Genomic DNA, 21,464 nt, shown 5'->3' with positions numbered 1-21,464 from the left:
ATTTCGCGGCTCTGCCCGGCTGACGGGACGGCGCCCGGACACGGTCCTCGCCGTCACCGTCCGGCCGAATGCGTGACAGTCCTCACATCGGCCCGCCCCGCCTTGTGACACGCTGCCCCGCAGGTTCAGCCAATGGGGCGTGTCATGCGATATCTTTGCAAGGGTATGTTTGCCGCGATCTGGGCCGTCGCCCTGCTCTGCGGACCGGCGAAAGCAGCATCGACCAGCTTCGACGGCGCCTGGAACGTGCGCATCTCGTCATCCAGCGAGACCTGCGGCAACGGCGCCACCGTCGCGATCGGCATCAACAATGGTCAGATCGCATCGAGCAGCGCAGCCGTGTCGGCCTCAGGCCGCGTCGCCGACGCCGGCAGAATCAATGTCACCTTGAGCACCGGCATCAAACGTGCCGTCGGCTTCGGCCGGCTCAGCGGCACGTCCGGCTCCGGCACATGGCGCGGCGCGCTGTGCGCGGGCACGTGGACCGCGCAGCGGATGTAGCCTGCCGTGTCCCGGATCGGCGCCGCATCGCCTTGCGGCGCCGCGGCTTGTCCGGGACACGAGGCTCTAACCCAGCGCTGCGCCGTACTCGGCGTCGGTGACCGGCTCGAGCCAGGTCGAGTACACACCGTCGAGCGCCTCCTGCATGGCGATGTGGCACATGCCGTTGGTCGGCGTGGCCCCGTGCCAGTGCAACTCGCCCGGCGGAATCCAGACAGTGTCGCCGGGACGGATTTCCCTGACGGGACCGCCCTTGGTCTGGACGCGGCCGACGCCGGAAATCACGTAGAGCGTCTGCCCGAGCGGATGATGGTGCCAGTTGGTGCGGGCGCCGGGCTCGAACGCAACACGCGAGCAGTTCAGCCGTGCCGGCGCGGGTGCCATGATCACGGGGTCCTGCCACACGGTGCCGGTGAAGTTTTCCTTGGGCGCGCGGCGGGTCGGCCGCGTGCCTGCAACAGTGATCTCCATGGGATTACCTCGCTTGCTTCCCGGTTACTTCTTGCTGGCGGCGTAGCGCGCCTTGGTCTCGGCGTTCATGGGGTAGAGGCCCGGCAGCACGGCGCCGTTGTTCACCTCGTTGACGATCCAGGCCTCCATGCGCTCCTGCTCGACGCCCTCGTTGAGCACGTGCTCGAGCATCGCCTGCGGGATCAGCACGCAGCCGTCCTGGTCGGCGACCACGATGTCGTTCGGAAACACGGCAACGCCGCCGCAGCCGATCGGCTCGCCCCAGCCGACGAAGGTGAGGCCCGCAACCGAGGGCGGCGCGGCATAGCCGTCGCACCAGACCGGCAGATTGGTGCCGAGCACGCCCTCGACGTCACGCACCACGCCGTCGGTGACGAGGGCGGTGACGCCGCGCTTGACCATGCGGGCGCACAGAATGTCGCCGAAGATGCCGGCATCGGTGATGCCCATGGCATCGACCACGGCGATACAGCCCTCCGGCATCGCCTCGATCGCGGTGCGGGTGGAGATCGGCGAGGACCAGGATTCCGGCGTCGCCAGATCTTCGCGCGCCGGCACGAAGCGCAGCGTGAAGGCCGGCCCAACCAGCCGCGGCAGACCGGGGCGCAGCGGCCGCGCGCCGCGCATCCACACATTGCGCAGGCCCTTCTTCAGCAGGACCGTGGTGATGGTGGCGGTGGTGATGCCGGCGAGGGTCTTGCGGGCTTCGGGGGACAGCGACATGGAAACAGACAAGCTCCGAGGTGCGGGAAATAACGCGCGCATCTTGCGATCCGCAGCCCCTGCGTCAAGGGCCAAGAGGCTCGCAATAACGCAGGGCCGGTGGGCCTTTATGCGACGCGATAACAAGGCTTTATCGCCTCCCCCTGCATTAATTTATTGGACTTGAGGGCGCATTTACGCGAAGCAGGGGTGACGCGGAACTCAAAGCTCGAGCCCGCGCTTTCCAAAGCCCGATTCCGACAGCTCTTCGACAGCTCAATGGCCGCGACGCTTCCCCCGCCCCGCCTTCTGCCCAGTGGCGACAGCGCCGTCACGGTCGAGTTCAGCCGCACCATCGACGAGGACGCCAACCAGCGCGTGCTGGCGCTGGACAAAGCGCTCGCGGCAAGCCCCATCGACGGCATCACCGAGACCGTGCCGACCTATCGCTCGCTGCTGGTGCACTACGACCCCTGCAAGATCGGTTTCGACGCGCTCGGCGAAAAGCTGCTTCCGATCGCGATCCAGCCGCCGCCGCCCGTGACCAAGGCGCGCCGCTGGCGCATTCCCGTTGCCTATGGCGGCGAGCACGGCATCGACCTCGAGGATGTCGCCAAGGCGCTGAACACCATGCCGGACGACATCGTCGCCCGGCATGCGGGCGGCGACTACAAGGTCGCCATGATCGGCTTCACGCCGGGCTGGTCCTATCTCAGCGGCCTCGACAAATCGCTGCATATGTCGCGGCGGCAAAATCCGCGGCTGCTGACGCCGGCCGGCACGATCTCGATCGGCGGCGTCCAGGCCGGAATCCAATGCCTGGCGGCGCCGAGCGGCTGGCATCTGCTCGGCCGCACGCCGGTGCGCACCTATCAGCTCCACCGCAATCCGACCTTCCTGACCGAACCCGGCGACCGCGTGACCTTCTTCGCCATCGACCACAAGACGTTCGAGGAGCTGGACCGCGCGGCGGAAGCCGGCGAGATCATTGCCGAGCAGGTGGACGCATGAGCCGGCTTGTCGTCGCCAGCATCGGCCCGGCAAGCTCCGTCCAGGACGGCGGCCGCCTCGGTGCGCAGCGCTACGGCCTGACGGTGAGCGGCGCGATGGATCGGCTGTCGCTGGCTGCGGCGAACACGCTCGTCGGCAACGCGCCGTTCGCGGCCGCCGTCGAGATCGGCCCGTTCGGTGCCGCCTTCACCGCCCGTGACGGCGCCGTGCGCGTGGCGATCTCGGGCGCGCCGCGCAACGCGGACGTCGCCGGGAACCCGGTCGCCATGGACACGTCAGTGACGCTGAAGGACGGCGAGACGCTGACCCTGGGCTTTGCCCGCGGCGGCGCCTTCACCTATCTCGCGATCGAAGGCGCCATCACCGGCGAACTCGTGTTCGGCAGTCTCGCGGTCAATGCCCGCGCCGGCCTCGGCAGCCCTTACCCGCGCCCGCTCCAGGCCGGCGACGAATTCAGCGCCGATGCTGCGAGCGGCGCGCCGGAACTACGCATCGAATTGCCGAAGCCTGCGACAGGTCCGATCCGGGTTCTGCTGGGCCCGCAGGATGACGAGTTCGACGAGGCCAACAAGGCGCTGTTCCTGGACAGCGAGTGGAAGATCTCGGCAACCTCCGACCGCATGGGCTACCGGCTCGAAGGCCCCCCGATCAAGCATCTGCACGGCCACAACATCGTCTCCGACGGCACCGTCAACGGCAGCATCCAGGTGCCCGGCAACGGCGCGCCGATCGCGCTGATGATGGATCGCGGCACCTCCGGCGGTTATCCGAAGATCGCAACCGTCATTACGGCCGATGTCGGCCGCCTTGCCCAGACCTCGGCGGGAACCGCGTTCCGCTTCAAGGCCGTCAGCATGGCCGAGGCGCAGGACGAGGCGCGCAGGTTTGCGCAATTGATCCGCAGCCTGCCCGATCGCCTGCGCTCCTCCGACACCGTCGCGCTCAACATCGCGGCGCTCAGCGATGCCAACGTTGCGGGCTATGCGGTGAGCGCCATGGACGCAGGGACTTGGCAGGTCGCGGCCGAGCCGTAAGCTACAACGAGACCAGAGGCGGAGAGCACCCATGAAGACAGTCGATCTCAATTGCGACCTCGGCGAAGGTTTTGGCGCGTGGGAGATGGGCAACGACGCCGCCATGATCGAGCTGGCAAGCTCCGTCAACGTCGCCTGCGGCTTCCATGCCGGCGACCCCGATATCATGCGCCGGACGGTGGAGCTGGCGAAGGCGCGCGGCGTCTCGGTCGGCGCGCATCCCGGCTATCGCGACCTGCACGGGTTCGGCCGCCATCCGATCGCGGGCCTCAAGGCTTCCGAGATCGAGAACCTCGTCGCCTATCAGATCGGCGCACTGCAGGCGATCGCGACCGCGGCCGGCCACAAGGTCACGCATGTGAAGGCGCATGGCGCGCTCTCCAACGTCGCCTGCGAGGACGACATGACGGCCAAGGCGATCGCCGCCGGCATCAAAGCGGTCGACCCCAATCTGATCTTCGTCGTGCTCGCCAATTCGAAGCTGGTGAAGGCCGGCGAAGACGCCAACCTGCCCATGGTGCACGAAGTGTTCGCCGACCGCGCCTATGAGGACGACGGCAACCTCGTCTCGCGCAAGAAGCCCGGCGCGGTGCTGCACGATGCCAAGGCGATCGCCGAGCGCGTGGTGCGCATGGTGCAGGACGGCGCGGTGGTCTCGGTGAGCGGCAAGGTGATCAAGATGCGCACGGACACGGTCTGCATCCACGGCGATACGCACGGCGCCGTGGAGATCGCGCGCGGTGTGCGTCAGGCGCTGAAGGAGGCCGGCATCGAGGTCGCGCCGTTCAAGCGCGGGGCGTGAGGCACGCCATCAACCTAGATCGAACGATCCCATGACCATGACCGCCAGCGCAGTTTTGAGCCTGTTGCGTCGGGGAAAGGTTCTTGCGGCATCGGTGGCGGCAGACGAGCCGACAAATCTCGCGTGGGTCGCCGTCTATCCGCTAAACACGGCTATCGAAACGGTGCGCCAGTTCCTTGAAAACAAGGGTCAAGCGACACCCTTGCCGAATGTGCAAGTCTACCGCATTCGAAGGTTTGAAGTTGATCGCAAGCTAATCGATGAAGATGCATCCATAGCCGAACCTGACCTCAAGAAGGCGGTGGACTACTTTGCATATGGTGAAGAAGGCCTGGCATCTAAGCTGAAAGAGGCCGGTGTCCAACTTGATCAACTGAACAATCCCTCCACGGTGGACTATCCAATCTAGTTCACAAGTGCGTAGGGTGGGCAGAGCGAAGCGTGCCCACCACATCGATCTTGGATGTTGAGAGATGGTGGGCACGGCACGCGAAGAGCGCGCCGTTTGCCTACCCTACGAGAGCTTTAAAACGGATGCACCGAGAGCGTGCCGAACACGATCGCGGCGATGACCGCAAAGGCGCTGTAAAGCGCCAGATGATGGGCATTCGCCCGGGTCTGCCGCGAGAGCGAGCGCGCGTAGAAGTGCAGTCTGGCTTCCGCCGATAGTTCGCGCATGGTCGATCTCCAACGCCCCATTTGCGGGAGTATGAGGGATCAACCAGGGCGGGAGGCAAGATGGTGGCGCAAATAGCGATGCGCCTCCTTCGAGGCGGCCCTCTCGCAGACGTAAATTCTCTTAAGGCTCGGGTTCCGAGAATCTTATTCGTTCAAATCCGAGCCAGTCGGAACCCGCCAAATGATAGCGGAACGGCAACTCTCGTAGGGGTGGGCAAAGCGAAGCGTGCCCACCACCTGTCTCAATCAGGAAGAGATGGTGGGCACGGCGCGCGAAGGGCGCGCCTTTGCCCACCCTACGGCGCCGCGCAGATCGAAGCAGGTTTCCCGCCCCTGCCCCCATGCGCCTTAATAGACATCCGCCTGGAAGCGCCCGGTCTTTTTGAGCTCGGCGACGAAACTGACGGCCTCGTCGGTCGAACGTGCGCCGAATTGGGCGACGATGTCCACCAGCGCGCGCTCGACGTCCTTGGCCATGCGCTTGGCATCGCCGCAGATGTAGAAATGCGCGCCTTCGGCAAGCCACGTCCACAGCTCGCGGCCGACCTCCCGCATGCGGTCCTGCACGTAGAACTTCTTTTCGCCGTCGCGCGACCAGGCCAGCGACATGCGCGTGAGCAGACCCGAGGTCTTCATCGCATTGAGCTCCTCCTGGTAGAAGAAGTCGCAATCGCTGCGCTGATGGCCGAAGAACAGCCAGTTCTTGCCGGGCGCGCCGGTCGCCTTGCGGTCGAGCAGGAAGGCGCGGAACGGCGCGATGCCGGTGCCGGGACCGACCATGATGATCGGCGTCTTGGGGTCCTGCGGCAGGCCGAAACCGTGCGCCTTCTGCACGTAGACCTTGAGCTTGTCGCCCTCATTGATGCGTTCGCCGAGGAAGGTCGAGGCGACCCCGAGGCGCTTGCGCTTGCCGATGACGTAGCGCACGGAATCGACGGTCAGCGACAGCTTTCCGGGCGTCGCATTGTGCGACGACGAGATCGAGTAGAGCCGCGGCTGCAGCGGCTCGAGCGCCTCGACGAAGGCCTCGGGGTGCGGCCGCGTGCCGGAAAACTTCTGCAGCCCGGCCATGACGTCGAGGGTAGCGGCATCGCCATCGGGGTCCTCTCCCTGCGCCAGCGCCCGCGCCTTTTCGCGCGCCCCGCCGCCGGTGATGAAGGAGATCAGCTCGAACAGGCTGTCGGGCGCCGGCGACAGCGAGACGTCGTCGATCAGCACCTCGCGCAGCGTCTTGCCGTTCACCTTGGTGGTGTGGGAGGCACCGAGCAGCGCGATGATCTGGTCGACGAGACCGACATCGTTGCGCGCGAACACGCCAAAGCTGTCGCCGACGACGTAGTCGAGCTTGCTCTCGGAGAGATCGAACTCGACGTGATAGGTTTCCTTCTCCGACTTCCCCTTGTTGAGCAGGCGGCGCGACAGGAAGGTCGCAGGCACAGGATTGTCGCGTGAGCGGCCCGGCTCCGCGATCGTCACCGTCACGGCCGGCGCCGGAGCGTCCGGCTTGTCCGCCGCCTTGGCCGCCGGGGCCTTGTCGAGCTCCTCGTAGAGCGACTTCAGCATCCGCGCGGTTTCCTTGCCGCCGGGGACACAGAGGTTGAGCCGCGCTTCGCTGCGGCCGGCGATCGCTTCCGAATAATCGTGGCAATTGTAGCCGCACTGGCCGCAATCCTGCTGCGCCATCGCCGCCATCATCTTGCGGCGCACCGGCCGTCCCTCGGCGAGCTTCATCCGCTCGGCGATCGGCATGGTCTGGTCATGCCAGGGCGCTTCGCCGTCGTCACCGTCGCCGGCCGCACCTTGCATGACGGCGGCGCCCTGCTCGGCCGACAGCGGCGCGGCGACATCCGGCGACAGCAGCCCGGCAAAGAAACCGTTCAGCCAGGAGCGCTGCGCATCGGAGAACGGTGCACTGGCGGGAATGATATCGAGCCTGGGCGGAGGAGTGATCTGGTTCATGCGGACACCTGTGCATCGGCAAGCTTGCGCAGCGTCTCGCCGTCATGGCGGCGCGCGAAGGAAAGGAAGGTTTCGTCAGACGACGAGCGATGGGCGATATAGGCCTTGAGCAGCGCCTCGACCGTCTTCGGCGCGTCCTCGGCCTTGAGGTCGTGATAGACCTCCTGTCCGACGTCGGCGTCCGGGCCGAATCCGCCGCCGGTGAAGAGGTGATAACCCTCGACCGTGTCGTCCTCGTTGACAGGCACGCGTGCGCCGATCAGGCCGATATCGCTGATGTAATGCTGTGCGCAGGAATGATGACAGCCGGTGACGTGGATGTTGACCGGCTTGTCCATCGCGACGCGCGGCTCGCACCAATCGCCGATCTCGGCGGCGTGGCGCTTGGTATTCGCCGCGGCGAAGCGGCAGCCGGCATTGCCGGTGCAGGCGATCAGGCCGGCGCGGATGTGCGAGGCCTCGACCGCGAGCCCGATCTGCTTGATCGCCGCAATGGCAAGCTCGACGTTCTCGTCGCGCACGCCCGATATCAGCAGGTTCTGCCAGACCGTCAGCCGGATCTCGCCGTCGCCGAGGTCGTGCGAAACCTTGGCCAGCCCCCGCATCTGGTCGCTTGTCAGCTTGCCGAGCGTCAGCGACACGCCGATCCAGTTGAGACCGTCCTGCTTCTGCCTGTGCACGCCGACATGCGCCATGCGGTCGGCGGCCGGCCGCGGCGCGAACGCCTCCTCCGGCACGCGCGTGAACGGCGTCTTCAGCCGCTCCTCAACGAGCTTGAGGAAGCCGTCATGGCCCATGGCGTCGAGCACGTATTTCAGCCGCGCCTTGTTGCGGTTGGTGCGGTCGCCATGGTCGATGAACACGCGCACGATGGCGTCGGCGACGGCGGTCGCCTGCTCCGGCTTGACGATGATGCCGGAATATTTTGCAAAGTCCTTGTGGCCGGTGATGCCGCCGAGGCCGAGGCGGAACCAGACTCCCGGCTCGACACCAAAACCGTCCTTCACCTCATACGCCGTGAACGCGATGTCGTTGGTCTCCTCCAGCACCGCGATCCTGCCGGCCCCGTCGAAGGCGACGTTGAACTTGCGCGGCAGGCCGTAGAGCGAGCGATCGTTGAGGATGTGGTAGTGCCACTCGCGCGCATAGGGCCGCGTGTCGAGGATCTCTTGCGGATCGATGCCGGCCGTCGGCGTTCCCGTCACGTTGCGGATGTTGTCGGCGCCGGAGCCGCGCGAGCACAGGCCGAGCTCCTGGATGCCCTCGAGCAGCTTCACCGCATGCTTCGGCGGTATCTCGCGGAGCTGGAGATTGGCGCGGGTCGTGACATGGCTATAGGGGTCACAGAGCTCATCGGCGAGATCGGCAAGGCCCGACAGCTGCCAGTGCTTCATGATGCCGTTCGGAATCCGCAGGCGGCACATGTAGGAATCCTGCGTCGGCGCGACGTAGAAGATTCCGTAATAGCGCCAGCGGAAATTGTCCGCCGGGCTCGGCGGCGCATTGTCGAGCGCCTGCTGGCGCAGCCGCGGATAGGCATCGAACGGATGCTCGTCGCGCTTGAACTTCTCCTGGTCGGCGAGCTTCTTGCCCGCCGCGACCACCTTGTCCTGCGCCTTGATGTGCACGGCATCGGGACCAACGGGCTCGGCATTCGCCTTGCCGGCGCCGCCGCCCAGACCGCGCCCGACCCGGCTGATCTGCAGACCGGTCGTGAAGCCTTCGAGATAGCGTTTCTGCTCGTCGGTAAAGTCGACTGAGAGCGTATCGATTTTCATGGTCGGTAACGAAGCTCCTGCGGCCACCTAGTGGCATCGACGGATATTGCGCGACCCGCGAGGACCGAGGCTGGCTCCAAGAGCCGGCTTCGCTACCCCAGCGGTCCGATCAGCTTCGTTGCTGCGGGACTCGGCTCAGCAGGCATCTGTGACAAGCTGGCCGCACTGCAATATTCAAGTTGCGTGCCAGCTTGGGGGAAATGGAAAGCTTTGTGTTTACAGGCGATTATGCGCACGCCCGAAAAATCCCGGGTCGTGCATTTTCACGAAATTCGTGCACCCTGTTCAACATTTGGGCAACGAATCCGCGTGCTCAAAAACGATGCAGGCCGAATCAGGTTCGCCAGCGTCCCACCTCGAAGGCCTCGAGATGCCCCCGGATGTTGGCGGGATCGAAGACCGGGCCGGCGAAAGCGCCGAACGCCGCGGCAGGCGGCTCGGGCGGCCGGCGGCCGAGGGCCGCGTCGTACAAATCGGGCCTGAACACGGCCATCGCCGTCTTGACGCCCTCGGGCGTCAGTACCGTCTGCCCCCAACGCACCATCTGCGCATAGAGCCAGGCGGCCTGGACCGGATCGGGGCGCCCTGCCCCTTCCCGCCCCACCAGCAGATAGCGGCCGCTTTCGCGCAACGTGCCGTCAGGAGAAATCTTCAGGCGTCCGGTCAAGGTGCGCTGGATGACCTCGGCATCGACCCCGATCCGCTCGGGCTGCGCCAGGATCTGCGCCGCCTCGGTCAGGTTCGCCGGGTTCTCGATGAACTCGGCCGCCTTCACCGCCGCACGCACCAGGCTAGCGACCACGTCCGGATGCTTGTCGGCCCAGACCTGACGAACCGCCAACACCTTCTCGGCGGCGCGGTCGAGGATGTCGGAGACGAAATGCAGGATGTGACCGATGCCGAGATCGACCGCGATCGAGTTCCAGGGCGCACCGACGCAGAACGCATCGACATGGCCATTGGCGAGGCTGTCGACCATGTAGGGCGGCGGCAACACCACGAGGCGCACGTCCTCGTCCGGATCGACACCGGCCGCGGCCATCCAGAACCGCAATTGGTAATTGTGGGTCGAGAACGGGAAGGTCATGCCGAAGGTCAGCGGCTCGGCACCCAGCTTGCGCCTGATGGCAACCACCTTCGCCAGTGCTTTCGCCGTCACCATCGGATCGAAACGGTCGCCGTCGATCTGCTCCATCAGCGCGGCATGAAGCGCCGGCGACACCGTGATCGCATTGCCGTTGATGCCGAGATTGAAGGGCGCGGCGATCGGCACCTTGACGTGGCCGAGCCCGAGCGAGGACGCGATCGCCACGGGCGCCAGAAGATGCGCGGCGTCGAACAGCCCGATATTGAGCTTGTCGCGGACATTGGACCAGGAGACCTCGCGCACCAGCTCGACGTCGAGCCCTTCGGCGGCGGCAAATCCCTTGTCGACGGCGATGATCAGCGCGGCGGCATCGACCAGCGGAATGAACCCGATGCGAAGGGGGGCGGTCATTTCAGCATCTCCGAGGCGGTGATGATCGACTGCGCGATCTCACCGATTTTCTTCTTCTCGCGCATCGCGGTGGAGCGCAGCAGCACATAGGCCTCGTCCTCGGTCAGGCCTTTCACCTTCATCAGGATGCCCTTGGCACGTTCGATGATCTTGCGGTCCTCGAGCTGCGACTTGGTGCGATCGAGCTCCTCCTGGAGCTTGGCGAAGGCGTTGAAGCGGGACACGCAGAGGTCGAGGATCGGCTTGATGCGCTCCTTCTTCAGCCCGTCGACGATGTAGGCGGACACCCCCGCCTCCACCGAGGCCTGGATCGAGGCGGAATCGCTCTGATCCACGAACATCGCGATCGGCCGTTTGACGGCGCGGCTGACCTGGAACATCGCCTCCAGCACGTCGCGGCTGGGGTTCTCCAGATCGATCAGGATGATGTCGGGATCGACCGCATAAATACGGGCAAGCAGGCTCTGCATCTCGCTGATATGGACGACCTGCGTGAATCCAGCCTCCCGCAATCCCTCCTGCAGGATCGCGGCCCTGACAGGGCTTTCGTCGACGATCACGATTTTGGGCGACTGTTCGGCGCTCATAGCTCACTCACGGCAGGTGCTTCATCCATAGCACGCCGGATCGCCCTGCAAAGGGTTGTAATTGTGGGCAATTGGGACTAGCTGAGGCCGGTCAATCAGGCAGATTTGGATATGGATCAGACGGCTGCGCCCAAGGTCAGCTTCGTGTCGCTCGGGTATGCCTGAGACAACGATGTAAACTTTCCGTGCCGCCCGCTCGCAAGAAAATGCTCGCGCAAGCCGTCGTGTACTCTAAGGCAAGACTTCAGCTTTCGGCTGCGAAGCGGAACTCATGCTCTCAGGGAATCTTAGCGCCAACGATCATATTTTCGAGAAGTGGCACGGTGGCCAGCACCGCCGCCTCATTGCGGCCGGAGACCGCTAGCCGCACGACGTAGGTGTTGCCGTCCTTGTCCAGATCAGCGTAATGCGCGATCACTTCGATCGGCTGGTCCTTCAGGGACGGATTGTCGTAGCGGTTGATGATGACCTTAGGGTTGACCGAGGGAAGCTTGACGATCTTTGCATTCTTGCCGGATGTCGTTGCCCAATCCCGATCACTGGCAGCGACCCATTGAACCAATTTGGTCCGGCCCTTGTTGTAACGGCCTTCGGCATAGATGATTGCTTCTGCGTCACCGAAGTTCTTCCCGTCAGGCACGAACATCGATGCGCCGTACTTAAGGCTCGCGGCCTCGTCCCTCACCCACCCATCAGGCGCTATCACGCGTGGCCTGAATTCCGGACACAATCGTTCTTGCCGATCGCAGACATGGATGATCTTGTCGACTTCAGCTCGCGCCGGAAACATAGCGCCATAGGAAACGGTAGCGAAAGCCAAGCCGAAGATGAAGCTGCGCATCGCAGTTAAGCTCCGTGGAATAGCCAAGAAACAGAATGACAACTAGAACGTGCAGGTTCGAGCAATTCATCTCGGCTCCTTCACTCGCTCGATCCGAATGAGCCTCCAGATCAGGAACCTCAGTCAGTCCATATCTTTCTGAGTGCACGTCAAATACCGCGAGTACTGCTGCGCGCCGCATACGTTAGTTGTTGAATTTCGTCATCGGTTCAATTAGTTGGATCGCAAATCCAGACAATTCAGATAGGCTCCAGGCGATTATATGGACAGAGCGCCGCGCATTTCATTCACATCACTCGGGTGCCCGAAGGCATTGGTGGATTCCGAGCGCATCATCACGCGCCTGCGCGCCGAGGGTTATGAGCTCGCCCGCAGGCATGACGGCGCCGACATCGTCATCGTCAACACCTGCGGCTTCCTCGACAGCGCCAAGCAGGAATCGCTCTCGGCGATCGGCGAGGCCATGGCCGAGAACGGCAAGGTGATCGTGACCGGCTGCATGGGCGCGGAACCGGAAGCGATCGAGCAGGCCTATCCGGGCGTGCTCTCCATCACCGGCCCGCAGCAATATGAGAGCGTGCTCGACGCCGTGCACCGTGCACTGCCGCCCGCGCACAATCCGCATCTCGACCTTGTGCCGCCGCAGGGCATCAAGCTGACGCCGCGCCACTACGCTTATTTGAAGATCTCCGAGGGCTGCAACAACCGCTGCACCTTCTGCATCATCCCGAAGCTGCGCGGCGATCTGGTCTCGCGCCCCGCCAACGACGTGCTGCGCGAGGCCGAGCGCCTGGTCGGCGCCGGCGTCAAGGAGCTGCTGGTGATCTCGCAAGACACCTCGGCCTACGGCGTCGATCTCAAATATGCCGAGAGCCCGTGGAAGGACCGCCAGGTCCGCGCCAAATTTTTGGACCTCGCCCGCGAGCTCGGCGAGCTGGGCGCCTGGGTGCGGCTGCAATACGTCTACCCCTACCCGCATGTCGACGAGGTCATCGCGCTGATGAACGAGGGCAAGGTGCTGCCCTATCTCGACATCCCGTTCCAGCACGCGAGCCCCGAGGTGCTGAAGGCGATGAAGCGTCCGGCGGCGCAGGACAAGACGCTGGCGCGGATCAAGCGCTGGCGCGAGGAATGTCCCGATCTCGCTTTGCGCTCGACCTTCATCGTCGGCTTTCCCGGCGAGACCGATGCCGACTTCGCCTATCTGCTCGACTGGCTCGATGAGGCCGAGATCGACCGCCTTGGCTGCTTCAAATACGAGCCGGTCGCCGGCGCCACCGCGAACGCGATCGAGAACCCGGTGCCGGAAGAGGTCAAGCAGGAGCGCTACAATGCGCTGATGGCCCGCCAGCAGAAGATCTCCGCGCGCCGGCTGAAGCGCAAGGTCGGCACGCGCCAGCAGATCATCATCGACGAGGTCGGCCCGACCGTCGCCAAAGGCCGCTCCAAGGCCGATGCGCCGGAGATCGACGGCGCGGTGTACCTGACGAGCCGCCGCCCCTTGCGCGTCGGCGAGATCGTCACCGCCAAGATCGAGCGCGCCGATCAGTACGACCTGCACGGCAGCGTCGCGGGGTTCTGACGGCACCTCGCTGTTGCGATCGGTCTCGCCGCGAGGTTGCTGCAACCTCTCCCGCTTGCGGGAGAGGTCGGCGCGAAGCGCCGGGTGAGGGCTTTGTCCTCATCGGGAGTCTCATTGTGGATAGAGCCCTCTCCCCACCCCTCTCCCGGCAAGCGGGAGAGGGAGCGGACCACTGCTCGGGCTGAATCTTCACACCAGCCATTTCGGCACCCAGCGCTCGGGGCGCGGGGCACGGGCGAGATCGGCCTTGGCTTCGGACAGCAGCGCCGGCTCGCCGTCGATGGTCGGGCGGACATCGTATGCGAAGCTCGGCATGACGCGGCCGTCGGCATGGAGGCCGAAATTCATCGCGTACCACAGCCCAAGCTCGGGCTGCGCACGGCGCATCTCCTCGCGCAGATCGCGCAGCAGAGACTCGATCGATGCGGCCTCTTCGAACGGCTGCGGCCCGCGCGAGAGCACGCGCGCTTCGTACTGCGCGCCGACGATCGCGACCTCGAAGCGGGTCTGGTCCCAGGGCTTCTTGCCCTTGGGCAGATGCGCCGCGAGCCGCCAGCCGAGTTCGGCCATCAGCCGATGATTGGCCCAATAGTCCTCCCGCTCCCGGCTCCACTTCTCCATGAAACCGCGGAAGTCGGGCAGCTCCGACGACATTTCCTCGGCCACTGTCGGCTCGCCCTGCGGCCGTCCGGCGAGCCATTGCGCGAGCTCGACCGTCTGGCACTCCACCTCCTCGCGCGGCTTCAGATCGCTCCAGGTGTCGTCGAATTGTTGCGATGTCAGTTTGGCGAGCAGGCCGTCGAGGCTCGGCGCCAGCAATTCGTAATCGCCCTCCGACCCCAGCCCGACGATCGGCGGATTGTCGCGGTCGAGACCTGCGCCGTACCAGCCGCCGACCGCCGAGCCGTCCGGCAGCCGCATGAACAGCGAAAACCTGTCCCGCAAGGGACTGCCGTCGATGATCGGCGCGTGATCGGAGAACTGGCCTTGCAGCGAAAAGCAGCCGACGCTGCCCCACGGGCGCCCGTCAAGCCAGCCGGCAAAGTCGACCAGCAGCGGAGGCGCTTCGATGCCCGGCGGAAATGCGCCGCGAACGCTGTCGAGATCGATTGGATAAGGCGTATCGGACAAGGCTGAAACTGTCTCGTTGGTCCCGCCCCTCTTGGTCTGAGCCGAGTTGCATCCGGTTCGAACCAATTCGCGTACCTCGATCACAAACGCGCCAGCGACGCGATGGTTTCTGCGGGCGCGACAATGAAATGACGGGAAACCAGCGGTATCCGGGAGCGGACTATGCCCGCCCGATGACCGTATCGGCCTTGCTCGCGCTTCGTCGTCTCGGCTGCCGCGGCGCTACGCGGAGCGTATTGTGACACTATAGTGCATTCACGCAGAGGTCACGGACTCGGCCTAACTCTGCCCGCGCTTTTCAACGCGAGCGAGGAACGAGGATGAGCCTCTCGGGCATGCTGCGCACACAGCGCTTCGACGATTACCGCTTCTACCACCAGAGCACCGTCAACCAGACGCTGCACCTCTTCAGCGCCGTGATCTTCCTGTTCTGCTACGCGCTGCTGTTCGTTGACCCCGCACTCGCCGGCATCGTCGGCTGGCTTGCGATGCTGACGCGGCAGACCGGGCATTTCTTCTTCGAGCCGAACGGCTACGACGCCGTCAACGACGTCAGCAACGAGTACAAGGAAGCGATCAAGGTCGGCTACAACCAGACCCGCAAGATCATCCTGCTGTTGGTATGGGGCAGCGCGCCGATCGCGCTGTATTTCCATCCGACGCTGTTCGGAGTTTTCGATCCGCCGGCCGGGCGTCTCGACTTCATCCGGCACGTCGGCACGCTCTGGCTCGCGATCGGCATCGGCGGCGGCCTTGCCCGCATGCTCCAGCTCTTCGTCACCCGCGACCTCACGACCGGCCTGGTCTGGTCGCTCAAGGTGCTGACCGACCCCTTCCACAACATCGCGCTGTACTGGAGATCGCCGCTCAAGCTGATGCGCGGCGAGCTCTTGGACACCGCGATTGCGGACGCGGATTGGGGCGAGGAGGATGCCGAGGAAGCCGCCCACCTCACCTGACCGATGCACGCGAGGCGGGTGTTCGGCAAAACGCCCGCTTGACAAGCCCTGCCATTCGGCTGTACGGACGCGCCCCATGATCAACCGGACCAACCAGCGCACCGCCATGCTCCGTCGTCGCTCCCGCGACGATGAGAGGGTGCGCCATGTCCGACGACGCCGCTGAACCACTAAAATTCAGCCGAAGTTTTCGAGAAGGCCGCACCCGCAAGGTGCGGCCTTTCTGCTTTTTGCGCCCGTTTTCCACCCGCCTCCAGAGGAGTTCGACATGACGACGCATCCGTACGACGCGCTGATGGACATCACCGCACGGCCGAAAGCCGTGTTCGTCCGCGGCGCCGGCTCCTACCTCTGGGACGACGGCCGCAAGCGCTATCTCGACTTCGTGCAGGGCTGGGCCGTCAACTGCCTGGGTCATTCCCCGCCCGCGGTCGCCGACGCCCTGGCTTGGCAGGCGAAACGGCTCTTGACGCCGAGCCCGGCATTCTACAACGAGCCGAGCCTGAAGCTGGCCGAGGCGCTGGTCGCGGCCAGCGCGTTCGACCAGGTGTTCTTCGCCAATTCCGGCGCCGAAGCCAACGAGGGCGCGATCAAGCTCGCGCGCAAATATGGCAGCCTGCACAAGGGAGGCGCGTTCGAGATCATCAGCTTCGAAGGCGGCTTCCACGGCAGGACGCTGGCGACGATGTCGGCCTCGGGCAAGAAAGCGTTCGAGCCGCTGTTCGAGCCGAAGGTCGCCGGCTTCAAGAAGGCCAAGCTCAACGACATCGCCTCGGTCGAGATGCTGATCAACGACAACACCGTCGCGGTGATGCTCGAGCCGATCCAGGGTGAATCAGGCGTCTGGCCGGCAACCGATGCGTTCCTGCAGCAGCTGCGCACGCTGACCGAGGCGCACGGCCTGCTGCTCATTTTCGACGAGATCCAGACCGGCATGGGCCGGACCGGAAAACTCTTCCACTACGAGCACACGGGCATCTCGCCCGACATCATGACGCTCGGCAAGGGCATCGGCGGCGGCGTGCCGCTCGCAGCGCTGCTCGCGACCGAACGCGCCTCCTGCTTCGAGCACGGCGACCAGGGCGGCACGTTCAACGGCAACCCGATCATGTGCGCCGCGGGCCTTGCGGTGCTCGAGGAGGTCGGCAAGCCGGACTTCCTCAAACAGGTCGCCGAGACCGGCCTGCTGCTCGAAAGCGAGCTGCAGAAGGTCTCGGCCCGGCACGGCCTCGGCGGCGTGCGGGGACGCGGCCTGTTGCTCGCGCTCGACCTCAAGCTGCCGATCGCGCCCGGCATCGTCGCGCAGGCGTTCGAGGCCGGCGTGCTCCTGAACGCGCCGCAGGTCGACACGTTGCGCTTCATGCCGGCACTCAACGTCGCGAAGGCGGAGATCGCCGAGATGATCGATTGTCTCGACGGGATCCTGACCAAGGCCGGCGCGGCAAGACGCGTCGCGTAGGACGTAACCGCACGTTCGTCATTCCGGGGCGATGCGCAGCATCGAACCCGGAATCTCGAGATTCCGGGTTCGGCTCGTCGAGCCGCCCCGGAATGACAGCCACTTACGGCTTCAGGATCGAAGCGCCCGTGGTCTTGCGGCTTTCGAGATCGATATGCGCTTTCGCGGCGTCCTTGAGCGCGTAGGCGTGATTGATCGGCACGTGCAGCTTGCCGTTGATGACAGCAGCAAACAGCGTGTCGGCGCCTTCCAGCAGCTCCTTGCGCGTGCCGATGTAATCGTTGAGCTTCGGCCGCGTCGCGAACAGCGAGCCGTGATTGTTGAGCTCGGCGATCGCGAATGGCGGCACCGGACCTGACGCGTTGCCGAACGAGACGAACATGCCGCGCGGCTTCAGGCAGGACAGCGAGCCCGGGAAGGTCGCCTTGCCGACGCCGTCATAGACGACGTCGCAGCCCTCGTTGCGGCTGATCTGCTTGACGCGCGCGACGAAATCCTCCTCGTTGTAGAGGATGACGTGATCGCAGCCATTGGCCTCGGCGAGCTCGGCCTTCTCGCGCGAGCCGACCGTGCCGATGACATGGGCACCGAGCGCCCTCGCCCACTGGCAGGCGAGCAAGCCAATGCCGCCGGCGGCGGCATGGATCAGCACGCGGTGATGCGGCTCGATCTTGAAAGTCTTGTGCAGGAGATACCAGACGGTCAGCCCCTTCAGCATCAGCACCGCCCCCTGCTCGTGGGTGATGTGGTCGGGCAGCTTGACCAGCTTCTCCCAGGGGATGTTGCGCTCGCCGGTATAGGCGCCGAGATTGTGATAGTAGGCGACGCGGTCGCCGGGATGAAAATTTGTAACGCCTGGCCCGACCGCGATCACCTCGCCCGAGGCCTCGTTGCCGGCGATGAAGGGCAGCCCCGGCGCCTTGTAGAGGCCGGTGCGGTAGTAGACGTCGATGAAGTTCAGGCCGACCGCGTGCTGGCGGATCCGCACCTCACCGGGGCCGGGCGCCGGCACGTCGACGCTCTCATAGACCAGAGCCTCGGGCCCCCCGACCTTGTGCACACGGACCGCTTTGGTCATCGCCTGATTCCTCTTCTCCAGGGCGCAAGCGAAAGGCATCGCGCCCGCCTTGTCAACTCGATGGCAGCTGGAACGCCTAAACCCGGCGGGCGCGGTGCGCCTGCTTCTCGGGGATGCGCGAGACGATCACCGATATGAAAATGACGTTGTCGATGCCGAGCACGATCTCGAGCGCGGTCAATGTCAGCAGCGCCGCCGAGGCTTCGGGGCTGGTCAGCAAGTGCATCATGCGAAGGATCTGACGAGGCGGATCAAGGCGTCGCTGAAGCTGATCCAGAGCGCGATGGCGCAGAGCGCGATGGTGACGCCGGTGCCGACGCGAAAGTCCATCTCCAGCACGTAGAGGCCGAGCACCGCCCAGATCGCAATCAGCGACATCGTCAGCCAGCGCAGCCGCACGACGCGGACCGGATGCAGCACGTGGAACGGCACGAAGGTCAGCACGACCAGCGCGGTCACCAGCAGCGTCGACCACAGCGGCGGCCAGTGCAGCAGGAACAGATAGAACGCCGCCGCATTCCACAGTGCCGGGAAGCCGCGAAAATGATTGTCATCCGCCTTCATGCGCAAATCGGCGAAATATAATGCGCTGGTGACGATGATGGCGATGCCGAGCAAGGGAGCTGCGACGGGCAGCAACAGGCCGCTGGCCACGATCGCATAGGCCGGCACGAACACATAGGTGACGAAGTCGACCACGAGATCGAGCACGTCGCCCGACCAGTTCGGCTGCACGTTCTTGACGTCGAGCCGGCGCGCGATCGGACCGTCGATCGCGTCGATGATCAGGGCGACGCCCAGCCATTGAAACATCGCCGCCCAGTGCTCGCGCACGGCCTCCAGCATCGCCAGCAGCGCGAGTGCCGCGCCGAACGCGGTGAAGATGTGCACCGAGAAGGCAGCGGCGCGGATCGCGGGCGTGGGCTTCAGGGAATCCTCTTGGCTGTCCATGGCTTCTGCTATCAGAATGAGGCCGATTTGCACATCCGCCATTGCGGCGCGCCGTCGCATGATGGACCGTAAAATCAGGCGAAATCGGTTAACGGCTGAACTGGCTGCCGCCGCACCGTCAGGCGTCCCCGGAATGACAACCGAGAGACTTGAGCTTGAATTTGCCGCCGGGCGTGTCATGTGTCGTTCCATGACAGACGCATCGACACTTTATGACACCGCCGTGATCGGCGGCGGGCCGGCGGGACTTGCCGCGGCGATCGCGCTGGCACAGGCCGGTGCCCGGACCGCATTGGTGGCACGCCGCGTTCCCTATGCCGACAACCGCACCACGGCGTTGCTCGGTGCCTCCATCGACCTCTTGGAGACGCTCGAGGTCTGGTCGCGCTGCAAGGACAAGGCGGCCGCGCTCGAGGTCATGCGCCTCGTCGATGACACCGGTCGGCTGTTCCGCGCGCCGGAGGTCCGCTTCTCCTGTCACGAAATCGCGCTCGATGCCTTCGGCTACAACATCGACAACCGCTCGCTGATGCTGGCGCTCGAAGAGCGTGCGGCTGAGCTGCCCAATCTCGTCCGTCTCGACGACGAGGCCGAGAGCATCGTCATCGAGGCCGACGACGTCGCAATCCGCACGGCCTCCGCACAGTTTCTCACGGCCCGCCTCGTGGTCGGCGCCGACGGCCGGCATTCGCTGTGCCGGGAGGCTGCCGGCATCGAGGTGACGCGGCGCGAGCTCAACCAGACCGCGCTGACCTTCAACGTCAGCCACGCGCGGCCGCATCGCAACGTCTCGACCGAGTTCCATACGCCGCACGGGCCCTGCGTGTTCGTGCCCCTGCCCGGCGACCGCTCCAGCGTCGTCTGGGTCTCGGCTCCGGCCGAGGCCGAGCGGCTGCGGAGCCTTGATGACGCCGAGCTGTCCGCAGCGGTCGAGAAACAGTCGCATTCGATTCTGGGACGCATGAGTGTCGAGCCCGGGCGCAACCTGTTCCCGCTGGCGATCGAACGTCCAAGATCCTTCGGCCGCGACCGCATCGCGCTGGTCGGCGAAGCCGCCCATGTGGTTCCCCCGATCGGCGCCCAGGGCCTCAATCTCGGCCTGCGCGATGCCGCCGACATCGCGCGGCTCGCCGGCGAAACCGTCGCTGCGGGCCAGGATCCCGGCGCGAACGAGGTGCTCACGCGCTACGACCGGGCGCGGCGTCCGGACATCCTGAGCCGCACGTTTGCGATCGACATCGCCAACCGCTCCCTGCTCAACGATTTCCTGCCACTGCAGCCGGTCCGCGCCGTCGGCATGCACCTGCTCGGCGCCATCGGCCCGCTCCGACGGTTTGCAATGCGCGAGGGCCTGACGCCGACTTGGCGAAGGTAGTTTTGGCGACGGTAAGGCCCTTTACGGAAACGCCAGCCGTCCGGTCTGGATCGCCCACATCACGCTGGTCAGCGTGACCACCGACGCGAAGGTCCCGAGCAGCACGGCGACGGAGGCGGATTCGATCCAGGCATCGTTCTGCCGGGCGATCACGAACACGTTCAGCGCCGGCGGCAGCGAGGCCATCAGCACGGCGGTGGCGGCCCAGGGCTGCGCGAACGGCCCGAACGCGAGCATCAGGCCGAACGCCGCGAGCGGGTGAAACAGCAGCTTGATCGCGATCACACCCGGCACCTCCCATGGGACGCGGTCGAACGGGCGCAGTGCCACGGTCACACCGAGCACGAACAGTGCGGTCGGGGCCGCCGCGTTCTGCAGGAAGGTGATGGTGCGATCGAGCGCGACGGGCATCTCGATATGCAGGGCCGCGACGGCCGCGCCAAAGCAGGCCGACATGATCAGCGGGTTGAGCACGATCTGCTTCAGCACCACGCCGAAGGCGTGCACGATCGAGGGATGATCGCGGTCAGAGAGCTCGATCAGCAGCGGCACGATGGTGAACAGGAAGATGCTGTCGCAGCAGAAGATCAGCGCGGTCGGCGCCGCGGCCTTGCTGCCGAGCACGGCGAGCGCCAGCCCCGGCCCCATATAGCCGATATTGCCGTAGCCGCCGGACAGGCCCGCGAGCGTCGCCTCGCGCAATGTCAGCCGGCCGAAAACCTTGCCCACGACCAGCGCCAGGGTGAACGCGGCGACGGTGGACAGCGTGGTCGCGACCAGGAACGGCGGGTTGTTCAATTCCGAGAACGGCGTCTTGGACATGATCGCAAACAGCAGCGCCGGCAGCGACACGTAGAGCAGGAAGAAGTTCATCCAGGCGAGGCCTGATTCCGGCAGGGATTTAACCTTGCCGCACGCGAAACCGACGAAGATCAGGCCGAAATAAGGTAGTGCGAGATTGAGGATATCGACCATTGATGAAGTGTTTTCTGAAGATTTGGGGGCTATCTCCCCCTCAAGTGAACGCCAATTCCAGATCAGGCCACTAGCATCGGCCACAATCCTGG

General features: G+C 65.1%; 21 protein-coding genes and 1 pseudogene. 9 read left to right on the top strand and 13 right to left on the bottom strand.

What is annotated here, in order from left to right; translation table 11 throughout:
- Positions 1-144: 144 nt before the first annotated feature.
- The gene (locus AC066S_RS25705) at positions 145-501 is read left to right on the top strand and encodes a hypothetical protein (protein ID WP_478270933.1); all 357 of its coding nucleotides are present in this window, start codon (positions 145-147) and stop codon (positions 499-501) included.
- A 66-nt stretch (positions 502-567) separates the two neighbouring features.
- On the opposite strand, the gene AC066S_RS25700 is transcribed toward AC066S_RS25705, so the two are convergent.
- Positions 568-972, bottom strand: a complete 405-nt coding sequence (locus tag AC066S_RS25700) for a (R)-mandelonitrile lyase (protein ID WP_126257615.1) — start codon at positions 970-972, stop codon at positions 568-570.
- 24 nt (positions 973-996) lie between these two features.
- Positions 997-1,695, bottom strand: coding sequence for a ribonuclease activity regulator RraA (locus tag AC066S_RS25695; protein ID WP_028136365.1), 699 nt, complete (start codon positions 1,693-1,695; stop codon positions 997-999).
- A gap of 258 nt (positions 1,696-1,953) precedes the next feature.
- On the opposite strand from AC066S_RS25695, the gene pxpB reads away from it, so the two are divergent.
- Genes pxpB through AC066S_RS25675 form a run of 4 tightly spaced genes read left to right on the top strand, consistent with a single transcriptional unit; the run spans position 1,954 to position 4,930 of the window.
- Positions 1,954-2,685, top strand: coding sequence for a 5-oxoprolinase subunit PxpB (gene pxpB / locus AC066S_RS25690; RefSeq protein ID WP_478270932.1), 732 nt, complete (start codon positions 1,954-1,956; stop codon positions 2,683-2,685).
- Positions 2,682-3,719 (top strand): 5-oxoprolinase subunit C family protein, encoded by a 1,038-nt coding sequence (locus AC066S_RS25685; protein WP_478270931.1) that lies wholly within the window; start codon positions 2,682-2,684, stop codon positions 3,717-3,719. The genes pxpB and AC066S_RS25685 overlap by 4 nt, the downstream gene beginning before the upstream one ends.
- Positions 3,720-3,750: 31 nt before the next feature.
- Entirely contained in the window at positions 3,751-4,521 is a 771-nt protein-coding gene (locus tag AC066S_RS25680) for a LamB/YcsF family protein (RefSeq protein WP_478270930.1), read from the top strand.
- Between the two features lie 31 nt (positions 4,522-4,552).
- Entirely contained in the window at positions 4,553-4,930 is a 378-nt protein-coding gene (locus AC066S_RS25675) for a hypothetical protein (protein WP_135171158.1), read from the top strand.
- 116 nt (positions 4,931-5,046) lie between these two features.
- On the opposite strand, the gene AC066S_RS25670 is transcribed toward AC066S_RS25675, so the two are convergent.
- The 6 genes from AC066S_RS25670 to AC066S_RS25645 all read right to left on the bottom strand — a co-directional run bounded on the left by AC066S_RS25670 (position 5,047) and on the right by AC066S_RS25645 (position 11,862).
- On the bottom strand, positions 5,047-5,199 hold the full coding sequence (locus AC066S_RS25670; protein ID WP_035677849.1) for a hypothetical protein: 153 nt from the start codon (positions 5,197-5,199) through the stop codon (positions 5,047-5,049).
- Between the two features lie 348 nt (positions 5,200-5,547).
- On the bottom strand, positions 5,548-7,158 hold the full coding sequence (locus AC066S_RS25665; RefSeq protein WP_478270929.1) for a sulfite reductase subunit alpha: 1,611 nt from the start codon (positions 7,156-7,158) through the stop codon (positions 5,548-5,550).
- Positions 7,155-8,936, bottom strand: coding sequence for a NirA family protein (locus tag AC066S_RS25660; protein WP_478270928.1), 1,782 nt, complete (start codon positions 8,934-8,936; stop codon positions 7,155-7,157). The genes AC066S_RS25665 and AC066S_RS25660 overlap by 4 nt, the downstream gene beginning before the upstream one ends.
- Before the next feature lie 334 nt (positions 8,937-9,270).
- Complete coding sequence (locus AC066S_RS25655; RefSeq protein ID WP_126257609.1) at positions 9,271-10,434, bottom strand: CmpA/NrtA family ABC transporter substrate-binding protein; 1,164 nt, start codon at positions 10,432-10,434, stop codon at positions 9,271-9,273.
- Complete coding sequence (locus AC066S_RS25650) at positions 10,431-11,021, bottom strand: ANTAR domain-containing response regulator (protein ID WP_126257608.1); 591 nt, start codon at positions 11,019-11,021, stop codon at positions 10,431-10,433. The genes AC066S_RS25655 and AC066S_RS25650 overlap by 4 nt, the downstream gene beginning before the upstream one ends.
- A gap of 277 nt (positions 11,022-11,298) precedes the next feature.
- Complete coding sequence (locus tag AC066S_RS25645; protein ID WP_478270927.1) at positions 11,299-11,862, bottom strand: hypothetical protein; 564 nt, start codon at positions 11,860-11,862, stop codon at positions 11,299-11,301.
- Positions 11,863-12,124: 262 nt separating this feature from the next.
- On the opposite strand from AC066S_RS25645, the gene rimO reads away from it, so the two are divergent.
- Entirely contained in the window at positions 12,125-13,444 is a 1,320-nt protein-coding gene (gene rimO, locus AC066S_RS25640) for a 30S ribosomal protein S12 methylthiotransferase RimO (RefSeq protein ID WP_478270926.1), read from the top strand.
- Positions 13,445-13,633: 189 nt separating this feature from the next.
- Here rimO and AC066S_RS25635 read toward each other — a convergent pair whose 3' ends face one another.
- The gene (locus tag AC066S_RS25635; RefSeq protein ID WP_167767743.1) at positions 13,634-14,575 is read right to left on the bottom strand and encodes a hypothetical protein; all 942 of its coding nucleotides are present in this window, start codon (positions 14,573-14,575) and stop codon (positions 13,634-13,636) included.
- A gap of 320 nt (positions 14,576-14,895) precedes the next feature.
- Here AC066S_RS25635 and AC066S_RS25630 point away from each other — a divergent pair, with 320 nt between their 5' ends.
- Both AC066S_RS25630 and AC066S_RS25625 read left to right on the top strand, forming a co-directional pair.
- Positions 14,896-15,534, top strand: a complete 639-nt coding sequence (locus tag AC066S_RS25630; RefSeq protein ID WP_478270925.1) for a hypothetical protein — start codon at positions 14,896-14,898, stop codon at positions 15,532-15,534.
- 268 nt (positions 15,535-15,802) lie between these two features.
- Positions 15,803-16,993: an acetylornithine transaminase gene (locus AC066S_RS25625; RefSeq protein ID WP_478270924.1), complete on the top strand. Its 1,191-nt coding sequence runs from the start codon at positions 15,803-15,805 to the stop codon at positions 16,991-16,993.
- 103 nt (positions 16,994-17,096) lie between these two features.
- On the opposite strand, the gene AC066S_RS25620 is transcribed toward AC066S_RS25625, so the two are convergent.
- From AC066S_RS25620 to pcsA, 3 genes and pseudogenes are all read right to left on the bottom strand, one after another.
- Positions 17,097-18,071 (bottom strand): quinone oxidoreductase family protein, encoded by a 975-nt coding sequence (locus tag AC066S_RS25620; RefSeq protein WP_126257602.1) that lies wholly within the window; start codon positions 18,069-18,071, stop codon positions 17,097-17,099.
- 79 nt (positions 18,072-18,150) lie between these two features.
- Positions 18,151-18,300, bottom strand: a pseudogene (locus tag AC066S_RS25615) (TerC family protein); the annotation flags it as partial.
- On the bottom strand, positions 18,297-19,064 hold the full coding sequence (pcsA, locus tag AC066S_RS25610; protein WP_167772388.1) for a phosphatidylcholine synthase: 768 nt from the start codon (positions 19,062-19,064) through the stop codon (positions 18,297-18,299). The pseudogene AC066S_RS25615 and the gene pcsA, both read right to left, overlap by 4 nt.
- 148 nt (positions 19,065-19,212) lie before the next feature.
- On the opposite strand from pcsA, the gene AC066S_RS25605 reads away from it, so the two are divergent.
- Positions 19,213-20,397, top strand: a complete 1,185-nt coding sequence (locus tag AC066S_RS25605; protein WP_478270923.1) for a UbiH/UbiF family hydroxylase — start codon at positions 19,213-19,215, stop codon at positions 20,395-20,397.
- 21 nt (positions 20,398-20,418) lie between these two features.
- Here the strand turns inward: AC066S_RS25605 and AC066S_RS25600 are convergent, their stop codons facing one another.
- The gene (locus AC066S_RS25600; RefSeq protein WP_126257600.1) at positions 20,419-21,372 is read right to left on the bottom strand and encodes an AEC family transporter; all 954 of its coding nucleotides are present in this window, start codon (positions 21,370-21,372) and stop codon (positions 20,419-20,421) included.
- Positions 21,373-21,464: the final 92 nt, after the last annotated feature.

It is taken from the genome of Bradyrhizobium sp. CFUWI (genome assembly GCF_056429085.1).
Note: the sequence above shows the minus strand (reverse complement) of the source record. Positions and strands in the feature narration are given on the sequence as shown.

Bases quoted from the DNA above. Each gene is read 5' to 3' on its own strand.
- pxpB (WP_478270932.1), top strand. From the start codon at position 1,954: ATGGCCGCGACGCTTCCCCCGCCCCGCCTTCTGCCCAGTGGCGACAGC.
- AC066S_RS25600 (WP_126257600.1), bottom strand. From the start codon at position 21,372: ATGGTCGATATCCTCAATCTCGCACTACCTTATTTCGGCCTGATCTTC.
- AC066S_RS25695 (WP_028136365.1), bottom strand. From the start codon at position 1,695: ATGTCGCTGTCCCCCGAAGCCCGCAAGACCCTCGCCGGCATCACCACC.
- AC066S_RS25660 (WP_478270928.1), bottom strand. From the start codon at position 8,936: ATGAAAATCGATACGCTCTCAGTCGACTTTACCGACGAGCAGAAACGC.
- AC066S_RS25680 (WP_478270930.1), top strand. From the start codon at position 3,751: ATGAAGACAGTCGATCTCAATTGCGACCTCGGCGAAGGTTTTGGCGCG.
- rimO (WP_478270926.1), top strand. From the start codon at position 12,125: ATGGACAGAGCGCCGCGCATTTCATTCACATCACTCGGGTGCCCGAAG.
- AC066S_RS25605 (WP_478270923.1), top strand. From the start codon at position 19,213: ATGACAGACGCATCGACACTTTATGACACCGCCGTGATCGGCGGCGGG.
- AC066S_RS25645 (WP_478270927.1), bottom strand. From the start codon at position 11,862: ATGCGCAGCTTCATCTTCGGCTTGGCTTTCGCTACCGTTTCCTATGGC.
- AC066S_RS25650 (WP_126257608.1), bottom strand. From the start codon at position 11,021: ATGAGCGCCGAACAGTCGCCCAAAATCGTGATCGTCGACGAAAGCCCT.
- AC066S_RS25620 (WP_126257602.1), bottom strand. From the start codon at position 18,071: ATGACCAAAGCGGTCCGTGTGCACAAGGTCGGGGGGCCCGAGGCTCTG.
- AC066S_RS25675 (WP_135171158.1), top strand. From the start codon at position 4,553: ATGACCATGACCGCCAGCGCAGTTTTGAGCCTGTTGCGTCGGGGAAAG.
- AC066S_RS25705 (WP_478270933.1), top strand. From the start codon at position 145: ATGCGATATCTTTGCAAGGGTATGTTTGCCGCGATCTGGGCCGTCGCC.
- pcsA (WP_167772388.1), bottom strand. From the start codon at position 19,064: ATGGCGGATGTGCAAATCGGCCTCATTCTGATAGCAGAAGCCATGGAC.
- AC066S_RS25665 (WP_478270929.1), bottom strand. From the start codon at position 7,158: ATGAACCAGATCACTCCTCCGCCCAGGCTCGATATCATTCCCGCCAGT.
- AC066S_RS25700 (WP_126257615.1), bottom strand. From the start codon at position 972: ATGGAGATCACTGTTGCAGGCACGCGGCCGACCCGCCGCGCGCCCAAG.
- AC066S_RS25655 (WP_126257609.1), bottom strand. From the start codon at position 10,434: ATGACCGCCCCCCTTCGCATCGGGTTCATTCCGCTGGTCGATGCCGCC.
- AC066S_RS25685 (WP_478270931.1), top strand. From the start codon at position 2,682: ATGAGCCGGCTTGTCGTCGCCAGCATCGGCCCGGCAAGCTCCGTCCAG.
- AC066S_RS25670 (WP_035677849.1), bottom strand. From the start codon at position 5,199: ATGCGCGAACTATCGGCGGAAGCCAGACTGCACTTCTACGCGCGCTCG.
- AC066S_RS25630 (WP_478270925.1), top strand. From the start codon at position 14,896: ATGAGCCTCTCGGGCATGCTGCGCACACAGCGCTTCGACGATTACCGC.
- AC066S_RS25625 (WP_478270924.1), top strand. From the start codon at position 15,803: ATGACGACGCATCCGTACGACGCGCTGATGGACATCACCGCACGGCCG.